Raw genomic sequence first — 23,773 nt, 5'->3', positions numbered from 1 at the left:
AAATGAAAATCTTGTAATTAATAAAATAGCAAACAATGTTATACCGACAGGGAAGCCACCATAAAGCGTACCTACTATAACCGGTATTTGTCTTAAATCATGAATACAATTTTCATCCATATAGATAGGATAGCGCATACATAAAATAAGAGGGATACTCGTACAAAGTATAATAAGTAGTTTTTTATATTTCTTCAAATTGCGCCCGCTATCATATATAAAATAAAAAATAAATATGCTACTTAAAATGTATAGAAGGTTATTTAACACGTGTTGATTGATATACACAAAGTTCATAATATTTGCCTCGTTATTTTTAATTTCCTTTTCATATATATTATCATGATAATAGTATAAACTATATATTTGTTTGAATAATATAGATTTATATCTTTTTAGTATTCGACACGTTTACCCACTCTTCATAAAATTCTTTAACTGATGCATATCGTTCGGTTCGATTTTCATTTACTGCGCGATACGCTATTTCATATAAATCCCTACTTGCTTCCCATTTTGTAAAGGAGCGATCTTTTCCACCACCTAAAATCGCGAAAGCCATTGCCCCCATATTAAATACATTTGTTCTCGAATCAATTATAGCGTTTAGCTCAAATTCTTCAGGAGACATAAAACGTGAGGAACCCCATAATCTTCCCATTTTATTTACGTATGGTTTTTTAGAATATAAATCAATATCACAAATTTTCGTTTCATTTGTATTAAAATTATACATAATACTACCATCATAAAAATCTATCGCTACATATTTTTTCTTTTCGACATATGTATGGAAAGAAAAAATGGAATTTAAGGATTGAACTCGTTTTCTAACAGGTAAATGCTTAAATTTATAAAATGGAGAGTTTGGATTTTTATATTTTTCAGGAGGCGGGAAACTCCAGTGCGAATGAAGACATTCACCATCAAACCAATCGAAAATTAATACATATCCAGATTGAACTGGAAAGTGTTCAATTAGTTTTATAAGCGAGTTGTGTTTTAATTCCTCGTATAGGAAAACTGAATTTTTCAAACGTTCAATAGCGTCGTTTATTGTTCCTTCGTATGCAATTGTTTGTGCCCCTGCGTATTTAATGAATTTTTTATGGCCATTTTTTTCAACACCAAAACTTATATTACCTGAATCTTGCTGGTCAAAAACTGCAAATACGGTTCCTAATTTCAATAGCCAATCAAAATTATGATGTTCTTTTAACTGGAATGTAACTTGATTTAACTGAATTTCAACTGGAATATCTTTCATATTATACCTCGCATTTATTATAATTAAGTTATATATTTCAGTATTCGACACGTTTTGTAAAAATCCTATGTGAATCACATGAAATTTATATAAATATAATAATAAATAATTATAAAAAGGTGGATAAAATGGAACAACAAATCGTTATTAAACCATATGAAAAAGAGTGGCACGAAGAGTATTTAATAGAAAAAGAGAAATTTATTTCTTTATTCGGGGAAGATTGTATTGCTATTGAACATATAGGGAGCACATCTGTACAAGGGTTAGGAGCGAAACCTTTAATTGATATGATGATTGGCGTAACAGATTTGCAAATTATCGAAAAGTGGATTGATGATCTATTAAAAATCGGATATGAGTATGTTCCAAAAGAAACACCTAATTGGCGTTTTTTTAGAAAGGGAAAATGGAGAGCAGGTACTCATCATTTACATGTTTATATTTATAATAGTGACGAATGGAAAAACAATCTTTTATTTCGAGACTTTCTAATAAAGCATGAATGGGCACGTAAAGAATATAGAGAACTAAAAGAGAGACTTGCAGCTACATATCCTTTTGATCGTGTTTCTTATACAAATGCAAAAGCACCATTTATTCAAAAGATATTAGAATTAGCTAAAACTCAAAAGAATTAACATTACAGATTTTTATCTGAAAAAATTTAAAAAATCCCTTCCTGCGTTATTTATAGGGAGGGATTTTTTCTTTTGTCATAACGATATACATCTAATTATTAGAGACAGATTAGTTTATTTATTTCGATATTTCTAGTACATTGAAAATATTAAGGGGGAATGAAGCAATGAAAGCTATTGTACATCAATATAAAAAAGGGGTAGAGGGATTAGAATATAAACTTTCATCTGAAACAAATCCTAATGCCGGGGAAGTAAAAGTAAAGTTAAAAGCAGCAGGATTAAATCATAGGGATTTATTTATTATAAACAATAGAAAAGAAATGGATCTACCGTTAGTAATAGGGTCAGATGGTGCAGGTATTGTTACAGAAATAGGAGAAGGTGTTTCAGCTGATTTATTACAAACCGAGGTCATTATTAATCCTAGTATTGGATGGGATAATATTGCCGAAGTACCAGAGTTACCAGAGGTGTTAGGGGGACCAAAAGATGGAACGTTTGCTGAATATGTAATAGTGCCCGCTGAAAATGTAGTAGGAAAACCGTCATATCTTACTTGGGAAGAGTCTGGCGTTCTATCTTTATCGGCACTAACTGCATATAGAGCGCTTTTTACAAAGGGTAGATTAAAGCGTGGGGAACATGTTTTAATTCCTGGGATAGGCGGCGGTGTAGCGACATTTGCTATGTTATTTGCAAAAGCAATTGGCGCAAAAGTAAGTGTTACTTCAAGGGTAGAGAACAAAAGAAAATTTGCCGAAGCATATGGCGCAGATTTTTCTTTTAATAGTTCTGGAAATTGGGAAGAGAGTTTATGCGAAAGAAAAGTAGATTTAATAATTGATAGTATAGGTCCAGCAACATTCTTAAAATACTTTGATGTATTAAAACCGAATGGGAGAATTGTTAATTTTGGTGCAAGCTCCGGAGATAAAATTGAATTACCTTTACGAGCGTTATTTTATAATCAAATCGATATTATGGGGACATCTATGGGTAGCAGTGAAGAATTTAATGAAATGATTAAGTTTATAGAGAAATATAAGATTAAACCAATTATGGATAAAGTTTATTCGTTGGAAGAAGCGATTCAAGCGTTAAGACGTATGGAGCAGGGAGAACAGTTTGGTAATATCGCTCTACGTATGGAATAAAAATATGATTTAATAACCTATGTTTTTATATGTATATGTTATGTAATATATACACTTTTAGTTAGTGGGTTATATGATTTTAAAGGTTTTTCCATCATATATATTTTTAATGCGTGTAAATAGTTACATAATTGTCAAATGAAAAATAGTAACATGAATAAAGTGAAAATCTAAATGTGTGTAAATGTTGTATACTGTGTAAATCAAGTAAACTTGTATCTTAATTTCAAGTGAAATAAGAAATTATAAGGAGAGAGTAATGTGAATTACCAGTATTTCAATGGATAAACAATTTAGCAGGTACATCTGTACTCTTAGATAAGGTAATGATTGCTATTACAAATAGTGCTGCATATGTGGCTATTCTATTCATGCTTATCTTATGGTTTCATAACGGAAAGAAAGAGAATGCGATAAGAAAACAATATACAGTGTTGTATACGACACTTTCAGTAATAATTGCATTGCTAGTAAATGTTTTTATTCATTTAGTATACTATCATCCACGTCCTTTTGTATCATATGATGTGAATCAATTAGTACCCCACGCAGAAAACTCATCCTTTGTTAGTGATCATTCTGTACTTGTATTATCGATTGCATTCATGTTTATTCTTAGAGGAGAAAAGTTAAGATATATCGCACTTTTGTGGGCAGTATTAGTTTGTATATCACGTTTGTATGTAGGTGTTCATTTTCCTTTAGATGTAATGGGTGCGGCTGTCATAACGATTTTAACAAGCTGTTTATTATTGCAGAAAAAACGTATTTTTGAACCAATAGCAAAACTTGTTTTCAAAATGTATGCATTCGTAGCGAAACGAATTCGTTTTTTAGAGAAATATAACCATGTAGCTTAAATTTCATAACTAGCCTTTTATAGTTTAGGAAAAAATCCCCCTTTGGAAATTCAGAGGAGGATTTTTTGTTGTATACAAGTGAATAGATTACTTGCAATAACAATTTGAGTGTTATGCAAAAAAAGAATGAATATTCTTAAATTTCACGTACTGTATTTTAAGTATTTAAATAACTGACAATAACTATAACTAGTTTCACACTGTTTTAAAGGAATTCATACGAAAACTTCGAAACATATAGTATTGAAAGTAAAAACTACATATTTTGTAGCACATCTTTGTAGTAATTAATGGTGAAAGAAAGGAGCGAAATATGCATAAACTTCAAACGAATAAAGGCGCGCGGTATTTTATGATTGCTTTTATTGTTTTGTTTCTTATTATGCTTTTGCGTTTTTTCTATATTCAAGCAGTAGGGGTCGTGCATAATGTGAATGTAAAGGATCTTGCAACTGAACAACATAATAAAAATGGTGTTTTGGAAGCGAATCGTGGCACGATTTATGATCAAACTGGAAAAGTGCTCGTTCAAGATTCAACAACGTATCGTGTTGTTGTGAATTTGAAAGGTAATGGCAAATTGAAAAATAAAGATGAAACCGCAGCGCAATTAGCTGATGCGCTTGAAATTAATAAAGAAGATGTGTTAAAGAATTTCCATGAAGGGCGTACGCAAGTTGAAATCGGAAAAGTTGGCCGGAATTTGTCTAGGGAAAAGAAAGAACAAATTAAAAAATTGAAAATCCCAGGTGTTTCTTTTATGCCTGAGAAAGCAAGAGTGTATCCAAATGAAGATTTTGCATCTTATATACTTGGTTTTGCTAGACCAGACGATAAAGGAAATACAGAAGGGAAGTTTGGGCTTGAAAAAAGTTTAGATAAATATTTGCGCTCGACAAATGGGAATATAGAATATGTGGGAGCGCGAGGAAGTATCCCGCTTACAAATGATATAGGAAAAATTGAACCCGCTAAACATGGAAATAACGTATATCTTACGCTCGATAAACAAATTAATAGTTTTTTAGAAGAAGCGATGAATAAGGCGCAAGAGCACTATGACCCTTCTATGTTAGTAGGTATTATAGCGGATCCAAAGACGGGGAAAGTTTTAGCTATGTCTAGTAAACCTAGTTTTAATCCTAATAAAGGGGATATTGAATACTTTTTAAATGATCCAATCGCAAATGCATATGAACCAGGTTCAACGATGAAAGTATTTACGTTAGCTGCAGCAATCAATGAAGGTGTATATAACGGGAAAGAATATTTTCAATCCGGCAAGTATTCAGTAGGTTCATCGGATATAAAAGATCATAATGGTGGGTTTGGATGGGGATCTATAACATTTGATGAAGGTTTTGAAAGGTCATCAAACGTAGCTTTTTCTATTTTAGAAGATCAGTTATTAAAACCAAATAAATTTAAGCAATATATGAATAAATTTGGTTTTAACCAAAAAACGGGAATAGATTTACCTGGTGAAAGTAAAAATACTTTATTATTAAATACACAAATTCAACAAGTAACAACTTCTTTCGGACAAGGTTCTACAGTAACTCCAATTCAATTAATCCAAGCTGCAACCGCTATAGCAAATGACGGGAAAATGATGCAACCATATATCGTTGACAAAGTTGTAAATCCAACAAACAAGCAAGTTATTATGGAAAATCAACCGAAAGAAGTTGGCAATCCGATAAAAAAAGAGACTGCGGACAAGGTAAGAGACTTAATGGAGCGTGTTATTACGTCTTCAAAAGGTACAGGTACAATGTATAAAGTCGATGGTTACCCAATAGGAGGCAAGACAGGAACAGCGCAAATTCCGAATCCTGAAAATGGACGATATATGGAAGGAAAAGAAAATTATATTTTTTCATTTTTAGGTATGGCTCCAATTGATGACCCAGAGTTAATTGTATACTTAGCTATTAAGCAGCCAAAGTTAAAGGGAGATGAATATGGAGCTCAGCCGCTCGCTGAAATATTTAAACCAGTTGTGAAAAATAGCCTTGAATATTTAAAGGTGAAACCATATACAGAACAACAAATGACCGATGCAACGAAAAAATCCCAATTAAAAGTGCAAAACTATGTGAATCAATCAATAGATACGGTAGAGAATAATGTAAAAAAAGAGAAACTCCAACCGATAATTTTAGGAGAAGGAAAAATTAAAAAACAATATCCGCAGTCTGGTGAAGTAATGAGTGAAGGTGATCGTATATTTTTATTAGGAAACAACGCAACAATGCCCAATTTACAAGGTTGGTCCATGCGTGATGTTATGTATTTTTCTAAACTATTAAAATTAGATTTAAAAACTTCAGGTACGGGTTATGTAACAAATCAAAGTATTGAAAAAGGACAAGCTATACAAGAAGGCGATATATTAGAACTAGAATTAGAACCACCGTTACAACCGTTAGCAGAGGCAAATACAAATTAATTCAGGAAATATGAAGGGTCTATATATAATAGACTCTTTTTTATGATTCAAGTAATTTCACGCACCGTAATTTTTAGGAGAAATAATAAACTTAACAGTTACTAAAACAGAAAAACCTACATATATTGAAATTAGAACGACTGTTCAAATTTTTGTATGAAACGACGGAAGGAGTCTACATTGAATAAAAGACGATACGATAGCGATTTAGCCAAAGAAATAATAGCAGAGAAGGCGACAGAATTATTTTCCTTAAAAGGATATACAAGAACTTCAATTGATAACATTGCAAAAGCCTCTGGTTATAGTAAAGGACATATATATTACCATTATAAAAATAAAGAAGAATTATTTGTTTATTTAGCTAAAGACAGTATGAGAAATTGGCACGATAAATGGGAAATAGCAGAAAAACAGTATACAAACGCTACTGGGAAATTATATGGGATAGCTAAATTTGTACTTTATAATTACAAAACGCCATTATTAAGAGCAGGACAAGAACTTGCCTCTGATCCGAGCGCGAACCCTTCTACAATTCAACAACTCTATGGTTTAGCTGTTATCCCTTTAAAAACATATCAAAAAATTTTGGATGAAGGTATACAAAGTGGTGAATTTTATATAGAAAATGTTGAGGATTCAAGTCTTTTATTAGGTTCATGGCTAGGTGGATTATGTCAATTCATTCATTCATTTGAAACAGAGAAATTAGAAGTTTTATTTAATGAAGCCATTACGATTTTTTTACTTTCTATTTCAAACAAACATGCGTAGCATTACAAGCGAATTAGAACGATTGTTCAAATCTTTACACTCGTCCGTTTTCATTATATGTATTAACAACAGGAGGTTTTTTATATGGGTGAACAAAGAGTCGCAATTATAACTGGCGGAGCTTCTGGTATCGGTAAAGCTTTAGCTATTCAATTAGCAAATAAAGATATATTTGTAATTATCGCAGATATTAATGAAACAAGTGGTCAAGAGCTTGTGAATAATATAAAAAATAATAATCAACTAGCTAGGTTCGAATATTTAGATGTTACTAACGCTGAATCCGTAGAGGAACTTATTATAAAAATAGTTAATGAGTTTGGTAGAATTGATTATATGTTTAATAATGCTGGGATTGCTATGTATGGAGAAGTATTCGATATGTCTTTAGATAATTGGAAACATATTATTGAAATAAATTTATTAGGAGTAATTTACGGGACACAATTGGCTTACCAATTCATGAAAAAACAAGGATTTGGTCATATCATTAATACTGCGTCTGCAACAGGTTTAGGACCTGCTCCACTTTGTACCGCGTACGCAACAACAAAACATGCTATCGTCGGTTTAACAACGTCATTACATTATGAGGCAGAAGAATACGGTGTAAATGTAAGTGTACTTTGTCCAACTTTTGTAGATACACCCATATTTGAAAAATCAATTGCAATTAATATGAATAAGGGCCAAATTATAAAACAACTAAAAACAAATAAGCCGATTTCAGCAGACAAGTTTGCTGAAATTGCACTGAAAGCTATTCATAAAAATAAATTAGTTATATGTCCAATGCCGTTTAAAAAAACAATGGACGTATTCTTTACCTTATTTCCTTATCTTCATAAAAAGCTAATGCGTTTCATATGCCGAATTGGTCGAAAAGCAAAAATGAGGCAACTATAAATATCTGATTATTTTGTATTTACAGTTAAAGTAAATTGTGATAATATGGAAAAAATCAAATGCAGTGAAGAGAAGAGTAAATAAGATGAATTTTTCACAGAGAGCTCCATTTAGCTGAAAAGGAGTAAAAATTCTTTATTGAACCAAGCCTCTGAGCAGCGCATCGGAATCTATTAATAGAGGGTGGTGTGACGGGAGCTCCCGTTATAGAGCTATGGTATAAGCATGAATGAAAATGCAGTACCAGATAAGGTTAATATGGTGACATATTAACAAACTAGGGTGGCACCGCGATAATAAATCTCGTCCCTAAGATTAAAAGTCTTGGGGGTGGGATTTTTTTATTGGTTTAAAACAATTTGGAAAGCGGGGGCCAAAAATGAAAAACTTACTTAAAGATTGGAAATATCCTTTATTACTACTGTCCGGAGTTGGTATTGCAAATTTAGGGGCATGGATTTACTTAATAGCACTGAATGTACTTGTCTATCATATGGGTGGCTCAGCCTTAGCTGTTGCTACTTTATATGTAATTAAACCATTAGCTACTCTATTTACAAACGCTTGGTCAGGAAGTATGATTGATCGTTTAAATAAACGAAAATTAATGATTCACCTCGATATATATCGCGCGGTATTTATCGCTATTTTACCATTACTTCCATCACTTTGGATCGTTTATGTATTCGTATTCTTTATTAGTATGCCCAATGCAATTTATGAGCCAACTGCGATGACGTATATGACGAAATTAATACCAGTTGAACAAAGACAACGTTTCAACTCATTGCGTAGTTTAATAGGGTCTGGTGCCTCTGTAATTGGTCCATCGATAGCGGGAGCATTGTTAATAGCAAGTACACCAGAGTTTGCTATATATATGAATGCCATAGCATTTCTCTTATCAGGAGTAATTACCTTGCTACTACCTAATCTTGATAAAAAACCTGATATTCATACATCAAATGACAGGTTGTCTCTAGCTGTACTAAAAAAAGATTGGACCATCGTTTTAAATTTCAGTAAAAAATCTTTGTATATCGTTTTCGTGTACTTCTTATTTCAAGGGATGATAGTGTTAACTGCCGCAAATGATTCACTTGAATTGTCATTTGCGAAAGAAGTTTTATTGTTAACAGATAGTGAATATGGTTTTTTAGTTAGTATTGCTGGAGCCGGATTTATTTTAGGAGCAATAACAAATACAATTTTATCAAAAAAATTAACACCTTCATTTTTAATTGGAATAGGATCATTTTTCATCGCAATCGGTTATATAATTTATGCTTTTTCAAATGGGTTTTTAATAGCTGCTATCGGATTTTTTATTTTATCTTTCTCTATGGCATATGCAAATACAGGGTTTAATACCTTTTATCAAAATAATGTCCCTGTCCATATAATGGGACGGATTGGGAGCATATATGGATTATTTATTGCAGGTATCACCATTTTAATTACGATTTTGTTCGGAGTTGCCACTCAATTTATTTCTATACAACTTGTGGTTATTATAGGTTCTTTAGTAATGTTATTTATTACTATCATCTTGTGTGTGTTTACTTTATTGCCATCACATTCTAAAGTGCATTCTTCTGAATCAATACATTCGAAATAATTCTCTTAGTTTTGATTTAAATCTTACGATGTTCAATAGGAGGGTTATCCCTCCTATATATGGAAATATAAGAAAGGAGAACAATATTGATAAACGAGGGTGATTTTTGTAATGAAAACAAAAGATCAAATAGATAACATTGTAAAAGAAACATATCGTCATATAGATTTCTCTGGGGTAATTTTAGTGAAAGAAAAAAAGGGCATAGTTTATGAAGAAGCGTTTGGTTATGCAAATCGAAATGAGTGTATAAACAATACGCTACAAACTAGGTTTGGAATTGCCTCTGGGTGTAAAATATTCACAGCTATCGGTGTCTGTCAACTTGTTGAAAATGGGGTAATTACTTTTCAAACAAAGTTAAAAGAGTGTTTAAGTGTTAACTTTCCAAACTTTAATGAAGATATTACAATACATCACCTTTTGACGCATAGTTCGGGTATTCCAGATTATTTTGATGAAAGTATTATGGATAACTTCGAAGATCTTTGGAAACAAACACCTATGTATTTATTAAAAAGTTTAAAAGACTTTTTACCATTATTTCAAAACAGAGATATGATGTATGCACCAGGAAGTAAGTTTCACTACAACAATGCAGGTTTTATCATACTGGGATTAATAATCGAAGAACAGACAGGACTTAAATTTACGGAGTATATAGAAAAAAACATATTTAATCCAATTGGTATGAATCATTCGGGCTATTTTTCTTTAGATAGATTACCAAGGCAGACAGCTCTCGGATATATAAAAGATGAAATTAGCCAGACATGGAGAACAAATGCTTACTCTATTCCGATAAAAGGTGGTTCGGATGGTGGAGCTTTTATTACTGCGTCAGACATGCTGAAGTTTTGGGAAGCGTTATTTAACTATGAAATTATAAGCCAAGAATATACAAAAATACTTTTAACTCCTCACATCCAAGTAAATAATAATCAATCTTATGGCTATGGAATATGGATTGAAACAAGAGAAAACAAGATATTCAAATATCATGTAATGGGATATGACCCAGGCGTCAGTTTTCGTTCGGCCGTATATCCAGACTTAGGAATTACATTAGTTATTCCATCAAATAAAGAAGCAGGACCCGAAAAATTAATGATAGAAATAGAAGGAGGTTTTTAATTATATGGATATAGAAATTAGAGCGTATAGAAAAGAGGATGAAACCGGTTGGGTACGTTGCCGTGTGTTATCTTTTTTAGATACAGCTTATTACGATAATGTATTTAGAGAAAAGGAAAGATATGAACATCCGGCTATTGAACTAGTAGCTGTATATGAAAATCAAATTGTAGGTTTAATAGATATCGAATATGAATTAGAAGAACGTACAGTTTGTTCAAGAGGAACTGGTCTTGGTGGTATGATTTGGCATATTGCAGTTCATCCGGATTTCCGTAGAATGAAAATTGGTAATCAGCTATTAAAGGAAGCGGAGAAGTTAGCGAATGAACGTAACCTAAATCGCCTAGAAGCATGGACTAGGGACAATCTATGGGTACATGGATGGTATGAAAAGAACGGATTTGTAAAAGTAGATTCCTATTTACACGTATATAGCGATCATACAGACGAGATAAAAGGTGTAATGAAAAGTAATATAGATCAGTTATATCCAGTTCAAACATTTGCTCATTATACAGGTGAAAATAAAGAAGACATAAGAAAACAATTTAAACGAGTGCATGATTGTTTTTGTTTTGAAAAGTATTTTAGTTAACGAGAAACCCTTTATTTACTAAATAAAGGGTTTTCTAATTCTGTACGATTACATATGGATATATGGATTTTTAAATTAAAAAACATTACTATATAGTTATAAATTTTAATTATTAATTCATATGAAAGGATGTGTTAACAATTTGTATATGATCAACGGTAGCTTGTTTATTATTTTAGGGGTTATTTGTTATTTAATTGTACGTGGAATATTAATTGGTATCAAAAATAAAAAACATGTGATTTGGTGGAAAGAAATAATAAGTTTTTTATTCTTGGTCTACATTTGTATGGTTGTTGCAGTAACTTTATTCCCTTTACCAATCGGTTTTCCTTCTAATATTGAAAATCTGAATCGCTCGGTCAATATAATACCATTTGCATCAATTATTAAAGACATCAATCAAATTGGTAGTGCTTATGATGGAGATGCCCTATTTATGATTGGTCTAATTATAAGAAATGTAGGCGGAAATATTTTATTATTAATGCCTTTAGGATTTTTAGCACCAATCCTATGGGATAAATATAAAAAATTCAAAAATACAATTTTATTAGGATTTTCTATATCAACTAGTATTGAATTGCTACAATTAATTCAGTCTTTATTTAGTGGAGTGGGACGAGTTACTGATATTGATGATGTAATATGTAACGTTATAGGTTGTATTCTTGGATACTTTATTTATAAAATCACTATTATGCTAGCTGCTAAATTTAAAATTCAAGTATTTAATGAGACGGATTCTAAAAGAATAGAAACTATTGATAACTAACAATTCATACGTGTTAAAGTATACATTTATTTTGAATAAAGATGATAAAAGACGTACGAGTCAAAAGTACGTCTTTTTACTTTTATAAATAAGCTTATGGCTATTACATGGTGTAACATAATAAATAGACAATAGTATAATCGGAAATGAATAATACATTAATAAAAAAGTATAAATACATTCATCCCTTGTTTATCAATGCTGTGAACGGTAATACTAAATAACATTGAACTTTTATAACAAGGGATGATCATATGATATTCATTTACACGGATTTCGGCGGAACGCATTCAACTGCACTTGCAGCAGCTTATCATTTAAATAAATTACCAACGGATCGTAAGCTAACAAAAGAAGAAATATTAAATGTGGATTACTTTAATAAATTGAAAACTGAAGATATGGGGAAAATTATTTTTCATGGAGTAGATGAAAATGGTAACCCGGTTTATACGATTGGATGCGGCGCATCAAAAATCGTTGTACCTGCGATGAAGCATTTAGGAGAGATTCTGCAAAAACATTATCAAAGTCATGAAAAGATTGTTTTTTCTAATACATCACCAACAGTACCTTTACCAATGACTTTTGGCGGTCTGTTTTCTAGAAGGTTTCACATCGACTTTATCGGTGTACCATTACTCGTATGGGGTGCAAAACTTAGCTGTGATAATGTACAAAGACTTGTTAGTTATACGAAAGAAGCCGGACGATTAACAAATGATTATGTTGTGATTTTAGATAATGAAACTTTTAAATAATGTAGGATAAAAGGAAAATCAAGCTAATTTCTTGATTTTCTTTTTAATTTGTGAAAAAGACAAGAAATATTCACATTTATCATCTATCTACTATAGCCAAAACAATAAAGTCCTGTTACTATTACAGGGATATTCTCTTTTCATAACATAAATATATAGAAAAATTAGAAAAGAGGAATTGAATTAAGGGAGGAACAACATGAAGCGTGTTGCTTGGATTACTGATAGTACAACTGCGAGTTTTACAACAGAAGGAGATAACTTTGTTATCCCAATTGAAGTTATTATTGATGGTGTGTCGTACAAAGATTGTGAAGAAGGTGTGCGTGAGCGCGTTTATAATGCTTTAAACGAAGGTAAAACTGTCACTACATCACAACCTAACATAGGGGAAATGGTAGAGTTATTTTCGAAATGCAAAGAAGAATATGAAGAAGGATTTGCAGTTGCTATTAGCGGAAAAGTAAGTGGAACCTATCAAAACATGAAGTTAGCTGCAGAAATGGCAGGTTTCCCATTAACGGTATTAGATAGTGAAACAACAAGTTATCCAATGGACGAACTAATTAGAAAAGCAAAATCGTTATACAATGATGGTATGACTTTACAAGATATACACACAACATTAGTAGATGAAAAAAGAAGACCTTTCCACGTATTCCCGAAAAGTTTAAAAGGCCTTTATGCAAGTGGACGTGTAAAGGGAGTTCAATTTTTACTTGGAAGTTTATTAAGTGTCAACTTAATATTAGAAGTAAAAGGTGGAGAGCTTTTACTTGAAAAGAAAGTACGTAAAATCCAAAAATGTCGAGAATACATTAAAAATGAACTTGAAAAAGAATTACCAAAAGTACTTCACATGTTCCATGCTAACGATAAAGATGGAGCTGAAGAATGGATTTCAGATATTAGACAAGCATTCCCTGAAATGGATTTCAAATTATATCCATTACCAATTTCATTTGCGGTACATGCAGGTGAAGGTACAATAGCAATTAGTTATTAAGAAGAAAACCCGTGAATGATACGCGGGTTTTTTTATTTATAAATGGTGCATACCACGCCACCATCAAGTTGAAGTTTTATAGCACTCTAGAACGAAATTTGTGTTAACTCGAAACAAAAATCTTATTTTATCATTTTTGGGGAGCAACCACAATTTCTTGACTTGATTTGAGATTAAAAATATAAACCTTTTCCTACTGGCTGAACAGTTTCTAGTACAATATCAACCATTTCTTCATTAAGTAGGGTCCTTATAATCCAAGCCGATAGTTCTTGAGCAGCAAAACAACTCGCAGCAGTCGATATATTTCCTTCGTTTACGAAACTTTTCTCAATAACGTCTACACCAAATTCTTTTAGCTGTTCTACTGCTGAGGGATATGTAGTAGCTTTTTTACCAGTTAGTAATTTTTTAGCTCCTAATAGTAGTGAACCAGAACACATAGATCCTATTAATTGTCTTTGAGGATCTACATGAATGCTATTAATATATTGTTGATTTTTATATAAATCCTTTACACCTTTACCACTCGCAAAAATTACAGCGTCGGCAAAAGGGATATCAGATATGCTTCCTGTCATGGGAATACGCAAGCCAGACATAGATATATGAGATTGTTCCGTCCCTAAAAGCTGGACATCCCAATCGGAAATACCACCGACTAAACGTACACGATTTAATAAATCCCATGGTAGAAAAACATCTATATCGGTAAAGTTATCGAAACAGACTATTGCAATTTTCATTTTCTAACCCTCCACTTATGTATATCATTTTATTAATAATATAAACATCTCTTTTTTATGTTCTATATCCAGTTATAAATCCCTGTATATTACACGTATATGAAGGAGGTGTAGTAATTTTTTAACGCCTCTAAACATAAAAAGATATAAAATCTTTTTCTTGGTTTCTATCGGTTTTTTGTACAAAACCAAGATCTGTAGCAATAACTCGTAAGGTATTGGGGATGAGAATCTTTAAAATTCTCAAGGAAATAGGTGTAATTTATTACACATACAAATAGAAATAAAAACGTCATTATTTTTTATAAATTCTCAGATAGAAACACGTTTTTCGGTTTTAGGAGGGCATTTTTTCATTAGCTTGTTAATCTATATATAATATGATTTTTATAATTTCCCTAAAATAATTTTGACGTATTTATTTTTTCAATATAAAATAATATTCATCCAAATTTAACCAATACCATATAAAAGATGTATCTTTTTATATGCATAGGTATAAATCTCTTTAGTTTTAAGGGGAAAGGTTAATATGAAAGTAAAGAAACTAGTTACGCTTGTAGTACCATTTACACTATTATACGTGTCAGTTCAATTAACCGAAATTCTTCAAGGCCATTTCAGCAACTGAACGAAATCGGAATGGATATTAATTTGAAGGAAAAGTCCCCAGAGAAACGAAAGATTGTAAGAAACCCCCAAAAATGTTACATGGTATACAAGAAGGTGACATCATTTATGTTACGGACTTAACTCGAATTACTCGTAGTACAAAAGATTTATTTGAATTAATCGATAACATACGGAGTAAAAAGGCAAATTTAATATCCTTAAAAGATACATGGCTAGATTTATCAGAAGATAATCCCTACAGCTAATTCTTAATTACTGTTATGGCGGGTGTAAACCGATTAGAACGTGATCTTATCCGTATGCGATAGCGCGAAGGAATTGAACGAAAGAAAGTTTAAAGGTCGGTCAAAGAAGTACCATAAAAATCATGCAGGAATGAATTATGCAGTAAAGCTTTATAAAGAGGGAGATATGACTGTAAATAAAAAACTTATGAAATTACAAATGTGTCTAGGGCTTATTATATAGAAAGCTATCGGAAAGGAACAGTTGATGAGTTATACCAAAGATCGGAAATATATAATAGAAAATAAGTTTCATATAGAGGTGAAATTATATGCCTAAAATTGACAATATGCTAGCAATTCTATGGATGCTTCGTTCAGGTGAAAAAATCACTGCAAAACAAATTTCAGAAAAGTTAGAGATAAATATAAGGACTGTGTATCGTTATATTGATACAATTTCAACTAGTGGCGTACCTATAATTTCAGAACCAGGACATAACGGTGGATACACTTTATTGAACAATTTTGTAGAGGCTCCTCTTTTTTTGATTTTGAGGAGCAAACTTCACTATTTCACGCTGCTGTTTTTGCAGAAGAAGCCGGATATTATGGAGGTGAAGCATTAAATAGGGCCATTTCAAAACTAAGTAAATACTCAAATCAAGATCAAGAAACAAAGATAAACCAACATTTAACTAGTCTTGAAGTAATAAGTCGATTAAGTTCACTTTCTATAAAAACTTTTTTGAAGGAGTTGGAGCAGGCCGTAGCTAACGGGTATTCAGTAAAAATTCTTTACCATAAAAGTGGCGAAAAGCAATTAAATTATAGATCGGTCGATCCATACAGAATTATCTATTGGAATAATAAATGGTATGTAATTGGATTTTGTCATCTTAGGAATGATATCCGTAGTTTTAAAGTAGATCGAATTGAAAGTTTAATACAAACCGAAAATAAGTTTAACCGGCCAGACAATTTTTCAGCAAGTGATTTTTTTATAAAAAGTCTTCTTCCAACTATAGAAGATAAGGAAAGTATTATTTCTTTGGTTATTAATGGGGATAAAAATGTATTGGCTGATATTTGCCAACATTGGTTTTTAGGACATTATTTACAAGAACGGACTTCAAATCAAGCAGTTTTTCTTCTTGAAAAAGATATGATACATAAATATGTACCTTATTTACTTTTACCGTACAATAAATCTATTAAAGTTATTGAGCCAGTAAGTCTTAAGAATAGAATTATTGAAGTTCTGTCTGAATTAATAAAATTTCATCAAGTATGATAACTTCCCTGACGTTAACTGTCAGGGAAGTTATATTATAATAGCTATATAAATTGTGATTGGAGTGTTATTAGATGCAAACAAAAAAAGCTTTTTTATATGTATTTAATACAATGTCGGACTGGGAATATGGATATTTAATTGCTGAACTAAACTCAGGAAGATATTTCAAAAAAGATTTAGCACCTTTAAAAGTAATTACAGTAGGAGCTAATAAAGAAATGATAACTACTATGGGAGGACTGAGGATAAAACCAGATATTTCCCTTGATGAATGTACTCTTGAGAGTAAAGATCTTTTAATTTTACCAGGAGGGACTACTTGGAGTGAAGAAATTCATCAACCTATCTTGGAAAAAATTGACCAAGCTTTAAAGCGTGGCACTATTGTTGCTGCAATTTGTGGTGCAACTGATGCCCTTGCGAATATGGGATACTTGGATACTAGAAAGCATACAAGTAATAACTTAGAATATACTAAAATGGTATGTCCTAACTATAAAGGAGAAAAGTTCTATGAGTTGGGACCAGCGGTATCTGATGCGAATTTAGTTACTGCCTCAGGAATAGCTCCTCTGGAATTTGCAAGGGAGGTACTGAAAAAAATAGATGTATTTACACCAGATACATTACATTCATGGTATAACCTAAATAAGACTCATAAACCTAAATACTTCTTCCAGTTAATGAATTCAATAAAAAAATGAAATAACTAAAAAGCTCAATTTCTCTATTTTGATTTGCAGAGAAGTTAGGCTTTTTAATTTGGAATTCCCTTATCGATAACGATAAAAATGAACTTCGGTGTTATAAAAAACAAAATTCCCGTTTAGAGGATACGATAAAATCTTAGCTTGATAGGTATGTATTTGTACCCCTAGTATGTCAATTTTAATCTGTTATGAGAAAACACACGGATTTGTATCATCTTATGGTAAAATAAAGTTAAATATTCAGAAAATTCATTGTTTAAAACAAGCAGGATGATAATTAAATAAGATTTAAGTGATGGGGGTATAGTTAATACATGAGTAATGTACATTTTAGAGATATAGATGATACTAATGAATTCAAAGTTAGAAATATAAAATTAAGGTCTGGACAAGAAAAATTTATTGAAACCATAGATGAATGTTTAAATGAAGCTAATACCTATCATGAATGGCATCCGGTAGCTATATATTATGATGAAGAAATTATCGGATTTGCTATGTACGGTTCTTTTGGTCCTAATAAGGATACTTGGATTGATAGAATAATGATAGATGAAAAATATCAAGGCAAAGGCTATGGGAAAATTGCTATGATGAAACTTATTAATATAGTTTCAAAAGAATATGGGGTAAACGTTATATATTTAAGTGTCACTGAGGAAAACAGAACAGCTTATAACTTATACGAAAGTATAGGATTCGAGTTTATGAATGAAAGAGACCTAAATAATGGAGAACTCTTATTTAAGTACGCAATTAAATGAGAGCCATTTGAAATCGATTATTTCTTTACCAAAAGGTAAAGAAATGTTTACTATTCAACTCTTATAGGAGTAGCTCCCCATTGCTATTAAGATAGCAGAACAAAATTTCCTTAAATTAAAAATTACGCTATTCTATTTTTAGAATCATAGGAAAGGATGGCGTTTTTGTATGTTTATTCCTGTATCTGATGAATTACAATTATTTGCACAGGAGATTCAAAGTTTTTTATCTCCAAATGCCTTACGGGATCTTGCTAGAGATGTTGGTTTTGTATAACGAACCAGTAAGTATCCTTTGGTTAGTGGTTTATTAAGAATAAGCTTTTTATACAGAATATCTTTGATGTTCGAGATAATATATTTAGATTTATTTAATTCTAAAGAGTCCATTTCCCACCTCATAAATTATAAAATAAAGTAAATTCCCACTTAATTATATCATCATCCTAATTGAAGATTTCGCCTTTTCCTTGCTACCGATAATGAGACGTTATGTGAGCATTATACAACCTAAAATACAGAACATATCACTTTTCACTTTACCCCTATGTAATCTTCTACAGTAATCCTACTCCAATAGTTCACCGTTTATAGGTACATTTCATTAAGTAGAAATTAATAAATTTATTGAGGTTTAATAATTCTAATACTGATAATTTGACATACATTAAACCAAAAGTTGCATGTTATATTACTAGGCACAACAATATAAATGATACCATTTGTTTATTCCGTAAATATTGTTGATAAAAAAGGTGAAAGGATTTTTAAAGATAAAAATAGAAATCTATATAAAAAAATATTTAAATGGTAGGGATACTATGAAAATCAGTAAGTTTGGAGAAGTAAATAACTTAAGTATTGATACAATTAGACATTATATGGATCTCAGTCTCATTATTCCTGAAAAAAAGGGGGGACACTATTTTTTTGATGAGTATTGTCAAACAGATTTAGAACTTATTTTACATTACAAAGATTTAGAATTTAGTTTGAATGAAATTAAAGAACTATTTTTTTATAAAAATTTAGCAAAATCTATGAATTACGAAAAAGATACTTTTTACCAATCTTTATTTAAAATGAAATATGACAAGGTGGAACAGGAAATAAAACTTTTGGAGAAGAAACGGAATAAATTAAAGGCAGTGCTACATGATTTATTAGTAACAAATGAAACTTCTAATTCAATTATTGGGGTAGATTTAAGTATATTACATTTACTTATATGTTCTAAGTGCAGCAAAAAATTAATTCTTCAAGATGGAATTATTAATAACAATCAAATTACCGAGGGAAAGTTAATTTGTAATTGTGGAGAAGAATACATTATTACTTCAGGAATTATATCTGCTGGTAAATTATTTAAAGCAAATGAGCAAACGTCACTTGAAAATATTATTTCGGATTATATTCATGAAACTGATAATGCATATTTGGAAAATATGCATAGAGAAGGGGAATGGGCGAAAAAGAAACTAATACATTTAGATTTAAATAACAAATTAATACTAGATATAGGATCAGGGCTTGGGTTCTTTTTGAGGAGCATTTATGAAGAACTACCCGAAGATTGCCTATACATCGCAGTAGATAGAGATTTCAATAAACTTTTATTTTTAAAAGACGTATTAGCGAGAAAAAATCCGAGAAGAAATATTCTCTTTATCTGTGCGGATTTTTTACTTCACGAATTAAACCCACTTTTTAAATCCAATTGTTATTTATTAAGTTTATTTATTTTATTTAAAAATTTCAGCTTAAATAGCCAAATTACAAATAATTTTCGAGCAAATTTTACACTTTCAAAAATAAAGAAAGAACTCCAAAATCTACAGTTTCAATCCATTGATGAAAGTACTTCAAATTATTTGAAACGAGGCGGAAAGTACGAGGATTTCTTTGTTCAAGGTGAAGAAATTTATACATATTCATTTTTCGGAAAAAGATGGGGTTAACCCCATCTTTTATTTATTTCCCCTTAAAATTATTCAAATCGTACATATTGCGATTGGGTTGACCCAAGAACTTACAATGTACGTAACACAAAATTAGGCAGGGGGAAAAGTTATGACAAGTTTACGGTTACATATAGAAAATAAAAAAAGAAACCAAGAACTAAGGAATATTTGTTTATATTCAATTGCAAAAACAGTATCAATATTCGGTAGCTCTATTTATAGTTTCGCATTAGGATTGTATGTATTACAAATAACCGGATCTGCTTTAAATTTCGCGATTACGCTTATTTTAGGAACGATTCCAATGATTGTTATGAATCCATTTGCCGGTGTAATTGTTGATAAGGTTGATAAAAAGAAACTCGTCGTTTGTATGGATGTACTAAGCGGATGCTTATTAATAACTGTTTATATAGTAAGCAACTATTATGGGTTAAACTTATTCATCATTTATACTACTACCTTTCTGATGACAGTATTTACAACATTTTTTGTAATAGGTTTAGAGGCTGCAAAACCAAATATCGTCTCTAAAGAGAGACTAATGAGTCTTAACTCTATAAGCAAAATTATCGATTCTATATCTTTAATTCTAGGGCCTATGTTAGGGGGCATTGTTTTTGCAGTCTTTGAGATGAACACTTTTATAATCATTAACGGTATTTCATTTATCCTTTCGGCTATATCCATATTGTTTATCAACTTTAAATTGTGCGAGCAATACATAAATAAGGAATGTTCAATAAGGGAAATTAATTTTATGAAAGATATAAAGGCGGGATACTCTTACTTAATGGAGCGGGAGAGCTTAAAAAATACGTTTCGTATTTTAATTTCACTTAATTTTTTTCTAGGATTTTCTGTAACTGTTCCATTGCCATACATTATGAATACAGTTCTCAACATTAGTTCTAAACAATTTGGTTTGATCCAAGGGACTTTTCCAATAGGTATGATAGTTGGTGCAATAATAGTAAAAAAGATAACGAATCGTTTTTCTTATTCCTATCTATTGAAAAAAACAAGTTTTATGATGGCAATTTTTATGATAGTTTCAGGTGCACCTGTTCTATTCAAAAGTATTGAAGTGAATAAAATTGTATTTGTGACCATGTACTGCGCCATTATGTTCTTTTTAGGGTTAATGATAGCATTAATCGATATCCCTTTAATTTATTTTATGCAAAGAGAGATTCCAGATGAATATAGGGGCAGAGTGCTTAGTATTGGATTAAGTTTAGGTAAAATGATGCAGCCGATAGCACTGGCATTATCAGGTCTATTATTAAATCATATTCCATCCTACACGCTTCCAATTGGAGGAGGAATCGTATTTCTTATTTTAAATCAGGCTTACTCAAATAAATTGAATTTAGAAATTCATTCAAAAGGGTATAGTGTTGAACGTAATTAAATAATATCGAAATAGCGCAGGATCATCATCCTGCGCTTATCTATCGTAATTCAGCTGTTTTTCTAATAACAATCTTATCAATATCGTCTTCTTCATCACCAATAAATAACCCGCGTTCTTTTAAATACGCCTCAAAATATAAATCTGCTTCTGCACGTTCATCATATGGTTTTACAGATAGAACGAAACCTAATTTGTTTTGTTCCTCTAGATGAGAAGTGGAAATGTATGCCGGTACATTGTGGCGTAAAAAGAGTTCTTTAACCGGAATAATCATATCTTTCATTAATTTCGTTAACATACCCATTTCAAACTCGAAATTAAAACGATCTATACTACATAAATCGGCGAATACTACACCAATAAAACCTGTATTATATACTTCTTGATATTCTACTTCCTCGTTACCGTAAAAATTCTTTTCGATTAAATAATTTATAAAGTAAGCAACACCGTCACTTTGTTCAAAAGGCTTCGTTGAAAGAACAAATCCGATTTTCTTTTGTTTATGTAAATATACACATGACATGTATGCTGAAATGTTATGCTCTTTAAATAGAGAGCTTGTTGCCCCAGATAGACCATCTAATACGTGATGAACAATTTGAAGTTTTTTACGGGCGAAATAATAGGATTTCTTTTGTAACTCCAATGTATCAATAAAGACAGAGCCGATAAAGCCTGTATTTGAAATAATAGGTGTTTGCTTTTTTCTTCCTCTGCGCTTTGCTTGAGCCATTGTAAAAATCATCCCTTCATGTACAAGTAAAATAAAAAGAACGTTTGTTCGTATATTTATATTTTACTATTAAAACGCTATAAAGTAAAGGGTTTTTGACGAAAAAAACAACAAAAAAGACACCTGTAAAAGGTGTCTTAAACGCTGTAGGGAAGAGGGTTCATCCATACAATTTATATTATGATACAGAAACAATTTCTTCTGTATCTTCTACATCTAAATGACAGTCCATTGTACGAACATCTTGATCTTCATGACTTCCGAAATAAATAGTAATTTTCATATGTATCGCTCCTTTATTCTAGGAATACCTAAAATAATTACTAGTAATGTTAATATTTATTATATACCACTTTTTTCATTCCGACAACGTTATATCATATTTAATTCTTTAAGGAGACAAAGAGTGATTTATAGAGATATTTTTATAGAAATAGGTATATTTCTTATATGTTATATTTAATACTGAAAGATTCGAATTTGAATTTTTATGAAAGGGGCAAAATGAATGAATTTTAAAAAGTTACTAATAGATAATTTTACATATAAAACTTCATATATTGCGCGGCAGGCACAGGGAATGAATGTAAAAGAAACGAAGGGTTACATTGCTGTTGACTGTGGTTTACCTGCAGATACATTTAATATCATTACTTTACTAAACAATAATGTAACGGAAAATATCGAGAAATTATATAAGGAGGTAGCGTACTATAATCAAAAGAAATATCCAATGAGTGTTTGGTTTTGGGATGAGAAGCTAGAGGGTAATATAAAGAATGAATTAATAAAGCTTGGATTAAAAGAAGCAGAACAAAATATCGCGATGGTAGCAAACTTACATACAATACATCCAACAACAAACTTGCCAGAAGGTTTTACGATACAAAAAGCATCTTCGTCAGGACAAATTAAAAAGTTTGGAGAAGCGTTAGCTAGTCTATTTGGTACATCCGAGGAAGGTATACATGTACAAGCATTCTACAATCAAACTGCTTCTTTCCATTTATGGAATAGTGAAAATATGAAACTATACTTAGGGTTTTATAAAGATGAAGTCGTATCGGTTGGTTCATTAGTGTGTACACAAGATAGTATTGGTATTTATGATATAGCAACGAAAGAAGAAATGAGAGGAAAAGGATTTGGTTCTACTATGTTTCATTACTTGCTGCAAGAAGCAAAGGAATTAAACGTTGCTCAATGTGTATTACAAGCTTCACCTGATGGGATTACTATTTATAAAAAGGCTGGTTTTCAATCTGTTGGACAAATGACGGTATTTGAAAATCGACATTTATTTGAATAAATTATCCAAGCCAAATTGCTTTCA

The 23,773-nt window shown here is 31.2% G+C and carries 21 protein-coding genes, 2 pseudogenes and 1 other annotated feature; of the genes and pseudogenes, 19 read left to right on the top strand and 4 right to left on the bottom strand.

Annotated features, from left to right (window positions below; translation table 11 throughout):
- The coding region (locus tag ACTT1L_RS16535; protein ID WP_442821999.1) for a LytS/YhcK type 5TM receptor domain-containing protein at positions 1 to 297 on the bottom strand (297 nt) is incomplete at its 3' end.
- An 88-nt stretch (positions 298 to 385) separates the two neighbouring features.
- Positions 386 to 1,267 carry a serine/threonine protein kinase gene (locus tag ACTT1L_RS16530; protein WP_048557873.1) on the bottom strand — a complete coding sequence of 294 codons (882 nt, stop codon included), beginning with the start codon at positions 1,265 to 1,267 and terminating at the stop codon, positions 386 to 388.
- Between the two features lie 128 nt (positions 1,268 to 1,395).
- Here ACTT1L_RS16530 and ACTT1L_RS16525 point away from each other — a divergent pair, with 128 nt between their 5' ends.
- The 12 genes from ACTT1L_RS16525 to ACTT1L_RS16470 all read left to right on the top strand — a co-directional run bounded on the left by ACTT1L_RS16525 (position 1,396) and on the right by ACTT1L_RS16470 (position 13,952).
- Entirely contained in the window at positions 1,396 to 1,908 is a 513-nt protein-coding gene (locus ACTT1L_RS16525; protein WP_000437685.1) for a GrpB family protein, read from the top strand.
- 167 nt (positions 1,909 to 2,075) lie between these two features.
- Complete coding sequence (locus ACTT1L_RS16520) at positions 2,076 to 3,065, top strand: zinc-binding dehydrogenase (protein ID WP_073541705.1); 990 nt, start codon at positions 2,076 to 2,078, stop codon at positions 3,063 to 3,065.
- Between the two features lie 326 nt (positions 3,066 to 3,391).
- Entirely contained in the window at positions 3,392 to 3,925 is a 534-nt protein-coding gene (locus ACTT1L_RS16515; protein ID WP_002027786.1) for an undecaprenyl-diphosphatase, read from the top strand.
- Between the two features lie 313 nt (positions 3,926 to 4,238).
- Positions 4,239 to 6,377: a penicillin-binding protein gene (locus ACTT1L_RS16510; protein WP_061130328.1), complete on the top strand. Its 2,139-nt coding sequence runs from the start codon at positions 4,239 to 4,241 to the stop codon at positions 6,375 to 6,377.
- 180 nt (positions 6,378 to 6,557) lie between these two features.
- Entirely contained in the window at positions 6,558 to 7,154 is a 597-nt protein-coding gene (locus ACTT1L_RS16505; protein WP_001042679.1) for a TetR family transcriptional regulator C-terminal domain-containing protein, read from the top strand.
- A gap of 84 nt (positions 7,155 to 7,238) precedes the next feature.
- Positions 7,239 to 8,060: an SDR family NAD(P)-dependent oxidoreductase gene (locus tag ACTT1L_RS16500; protein WP_000504475.1), complete on the top strand. Its 822-nt coding sequence runs from the start codon at positions 7,239 to 7,241 to the stop codon at positions 8,058 to 8,060.
- A gap of 55 nt (positions 8,061 to 8,115) precedes the next feature.
- Positions 8,116 to 8,374: a binding site (T-box leader), on the top strand.
- Between the two features lie 65 nt (positions 8,375 to 8,439).
- Complete coding sequence (locus ACTT1L_RS16495) at positions 8,440 to 9,678, top strand: MFS transporter (protein ID WP_000793330.1); 1,239 nt, start codon at positions 8,440 to 8,442, stop codon at positions 9,676 to 9,678.
- 111 nt (positions 9,679 to 9,789) lie between these two features.
- A complete protein-coding gene (locus tag ACTT1L_RS16490; protein ID WP_000849933.1) occupies positions 9,790 to 10,812 on the top strand; it encodes a serine hydrolase domain-containing protein in 1,023 nt (340 codons plus the stop codon).
- Between the two features lie 4 nt (positions 10,813 to 10,816).
- Entirely contained in the window at positions 10,817 to 11,410 is a 594-nt protein-coding gene (locus tag ACTT1L_RS16485) for a GNAT family N-acetyltransferase (protein WP_000350625.1), read from the top strand.
- A gap of 142 nt (positions 11,411 to 11,552) precedes the next feature.
- Complete coding sequence (locus tag ACTT1L_RS16480; protein WP_000281835.1) at positions 11,553 to 12,185, top strand: VanZ family protein; 633 nt, start codon at positions 11,553 to 11,555, stop codon at positions 12,183 to 12,185.
- Positions 12,186 to 12,439: 254 nt separating this feature from the next.
- Positions 12,440 to 12,946, top strand: a complete 507-nt coding sequence (locus tag ACTT1L_RS16475) for a DUF3189 family protein (protein WP_000576331.1) — start codon at positions 12,440 to 12,442, stop codon at positions 12,944 to 12,946.
- Between the two features lie 199 nt (positions 12,947 to 13,145).
- Entirely contained in the window at positions 13,146 to 13,952 is an 807-nt protein-coding gene (locus ACTT1L_RS16470; RefSeq protein ID WP_061130275.1) for a DegV family protein, read from the top strand.
- Between the two features lie 173 nt (positions 13,953 to 14,125).
- Here the strand turns inward: ACTT1L_RS16470 and ACTT1L_RS16465 are convergent, their stop codons facing one another.
- The gene (locus ACTT1L_RS16465) at positions 14,126 to 14,698 is read right to left on the bottom strand and encodes a DJ-1/PfpI family protein (RefSeq protein ID WP_000684440.1); all 573 of its coding nucleotides are present in this window, start codon (positions 14,696 to 14,698) and stop codon (positions 14,126 to 14,128) included.
- A gap of 594 nt (positions 14,699 to 15,292) precedes the next feature.
- On the opposite strand from ACTT1L_RS16465, the pseudogene ACTT1L_RS16460 reads away from it, so the two are divergent.
- From ACTT1L_RS16460 to ACTT1L_RS16435, 6 genes and pseudogenes are all read left to right on the top strand, one after another.
- Positions 15,293 to 15,824, top strand: a pseudogene (locus ACTT1L_RS16460) (recombinase family protein).
- 63 nt (positions 15,825 to 15,887) lie between these two features.
- Positions 15,888 to 16,849 (top strand): annotated as a pseudogene (locus tag ACTT1L_RS16455) (helix-turn-helix transcriptional regulator).
- Positions 16,850 to 16,923: 74 nt separating this feature from the next.
- Positions 16,924 to 17,556: a type 1 glutamine amidotransferase family protein gene (locus ACTT1L_RS16450; RefSeq protein WP_001193573.1), complete on the top strand. Its 633-nt coding sequence runs from the start codon at positions 16,924 to 16,926 to the stop codon at positions 17,554 to 17,556.
- Between the two features lie 320 nt (positions 17,557 to 17,876).
- Entirely contained in the window at positions 17,877 to 18,326 is a 450-nt protein-coding gene (locus tag ACTT1L_RS16445; RefSeq protein WP_000072998.1) for a GNAT family N-acetyltransferase, read from the top strand.
- Positions 18,327 to 19,147: 821 nt separating this feature from the next.
- Positions 19,148 to 20,284: a MerR family transcriptional regulator gene (locus tag ACTT1L_RS16440; protein WP_442822000.1), complete on the top strand. Its 1,137-nt coding sequence runs from the start codon at positions 19,148 to 19,150 to the stop codon at positions 20,282 to 20,284.
- Positions 20,285 to 20,396: 112 nt separating this feature from the next.
- The gene (locus tag ACTT1L_RS16435) at positions 20,397 to 21,701 is read left to right on the top strand and encodes an MFS transporter (protein WP_000202838.1); all 1,305 of its coding nucleotides are present in this window, start codon (positions 20,397 to 20,399) and stop codon (positions 21,699 to 21,701) included.
- 40 nt (positions 21,702 to 21,741) lie between these two features.
- On the opposite strand, the gene ACTT1L_RS16430 is transcribed toward ACTT1L_RS16435, so the two are convergent.
- Entirely contained in the window at positions 21,742 to 22,440 is a 699-nt protein-coding gene (locus ACTT1L_RS16430) for a hypothetical protein (RefSeq protein WP_000035797.1), read from the bottom strand.
- 508 nt (positions 22,441 to 22,948) lie between these two features.
- Between ACTT1L_RS16430 and ACTT1L_RS16425 the strand changes: the two genes are divergently transcribed.
- A complete protein-coding gene (locus ACTT1L_RS16425; protein ID WP_431078634.1) occupies positions 22,949 to 23,749 on the top strand; it encodes a GNAT family N-acetyltransferase in 801 nt (266 codons plus the stop codon).
- Positions 23,750 to 23,773: the final 24 nt, after the last annotated feature.

The sequence above is a fragment of the Bacillus sp. FH genome (genome assembly GCF_052216825.1).
Classification (GTDB): Bacteria; Bacillota; Bacilli; order Bacillales; family Bacillaceae_G; genus Bacillus_A; species Bacillus_A paranthracis.
Note: the sequence above shows the minus strand (reverse complement) of the source record. Positions and strands in the feature narration are given on the sequence as shown.

Bases quoted from the DNA above. Each gene is read 5' to 3' on its own strand.
- ACTT1L_RS16430 (WP_000035797.1), bottom strand. From the start codon at position 22,440: ATGGCTCAAGCAAAGCGCAGAGGAAGAAAAAAGCAAACACCTATTATT.
- ACTT1L_RS16435 (WP_000202838.1), top strand. From the start codon at position 20,397: ATGACAAGTTTACGGTTACATATAGAAAATAAAAAAAGAAACCAAGAA.
- ACTT1L_RS16490 (WP_000849933.1), top strand. From the start codon at position 9,790: ATGAAAACAAAAGATCAAATAGATAACATTGTAAAAGAAACATATCGT.
- ACTT1L_RS16530 (WP_048557873.1), bottom strand. From the start codon at position 1,267: ATGAAAGATATTCCAGTTGAAATTCAGTTAAATCAAGTTACATTCCAG.
- ACTT1L_RS16465 (WP_000684440.1), bottom strand. From the start codon at position 14,698: ATGAAAATTGCAATAGTCTGTTTCGATAACTTTACCGATATAGATGTT.
- ACTT1L_RS16500 (WP_000504475.1), top strand. From the start codon at position 7,239: ATGGGTGAACAAAGAGTCGCAATTATAACTGGCGGAGCTTCTGGTATC.
- ACTT1L_RS16470 (WP_061130275.1), top strand. From the start codon at position 13,146: ATGAAGCGTGTTGCTTGGATTACTGATAGTACAACTGCGAGTTTTACA.
- ACTT1L_RS16475 (WP_000576331.1), top strand. From the start codon at position 12,440: ATGATATTCATTTACACGGATTTCGGCGGAACGCATTCAACTGCACTT.
- ACTT1L_RS16450 (WP_001193573.1), top strand. From the start codon at position 16,924: ATGCAAACAAAAAAAGCTTTTTTATATGTATTTAATACAATGTCGGAC.
- ACTT1L_RS16520 (WP_073541705.1), top strand. From the start codon at position 2,076: ATGAAAGCTATTGTACATCAATATAAAAAAGGGGTAGAGGGATTAGAA.
- ACTT1L_RS16445 (WP_000072998.1), top strand. From the start codon at position 17,877: ATGAGTAATGTACATTTTAGAGATATAGATGATACTAATGAATTCAAA.
- ACTT1L_RS16440 (WP_442822000.1), top strand. From the start codon at position 19,148: ATGAAAATCAGTAAGTTTGGAGAAGTAAATAACTTAAGTATTGATACA.
- ACTT1L_RS16515 (WP_002027786.1), top strand. From the start codon at position 3,392: ATGATTGCTATTACAAATAGTGCTGCATATGTGGCTATTCTATTCATG.
- ACTT1L_RS16485 (WP_000350625.1), top strand. From the start codon at position 10,817: ATGGATATAGAAATTAGAGCGTATAGAAAAGAGGATGAAACCGGTTGG.
- ACTT1L_RS16425 (WP_431078634.1), top strand. From the start codon at position 22,949: ATGAATTTTAAAAAGTTACTAATAGATAATTTTACATATAAAACTTCA.
- ACTT1L_RS16495 (WP_000793330.1), top strand. From the start codon at position 8,440: ATGAAAAACTTACTTAAAGATTGGAAATATCCTTTATTACTACTGTCC.
- ACTT1L_RS16510 (WP_061130328.1), top strand. From the start codon at position 4,239: ATGCATAAACTTCAAACGAATAAAGGCGCGCGGTATTTTATGATTGCT.
- ACTT1L_RS16525 (WP_000437685.1), top strand. From the start codon at position 1,396: ATGGAACAACAAATCGTTATTAAACCATATGAAAAAGAGTGGCACGAA.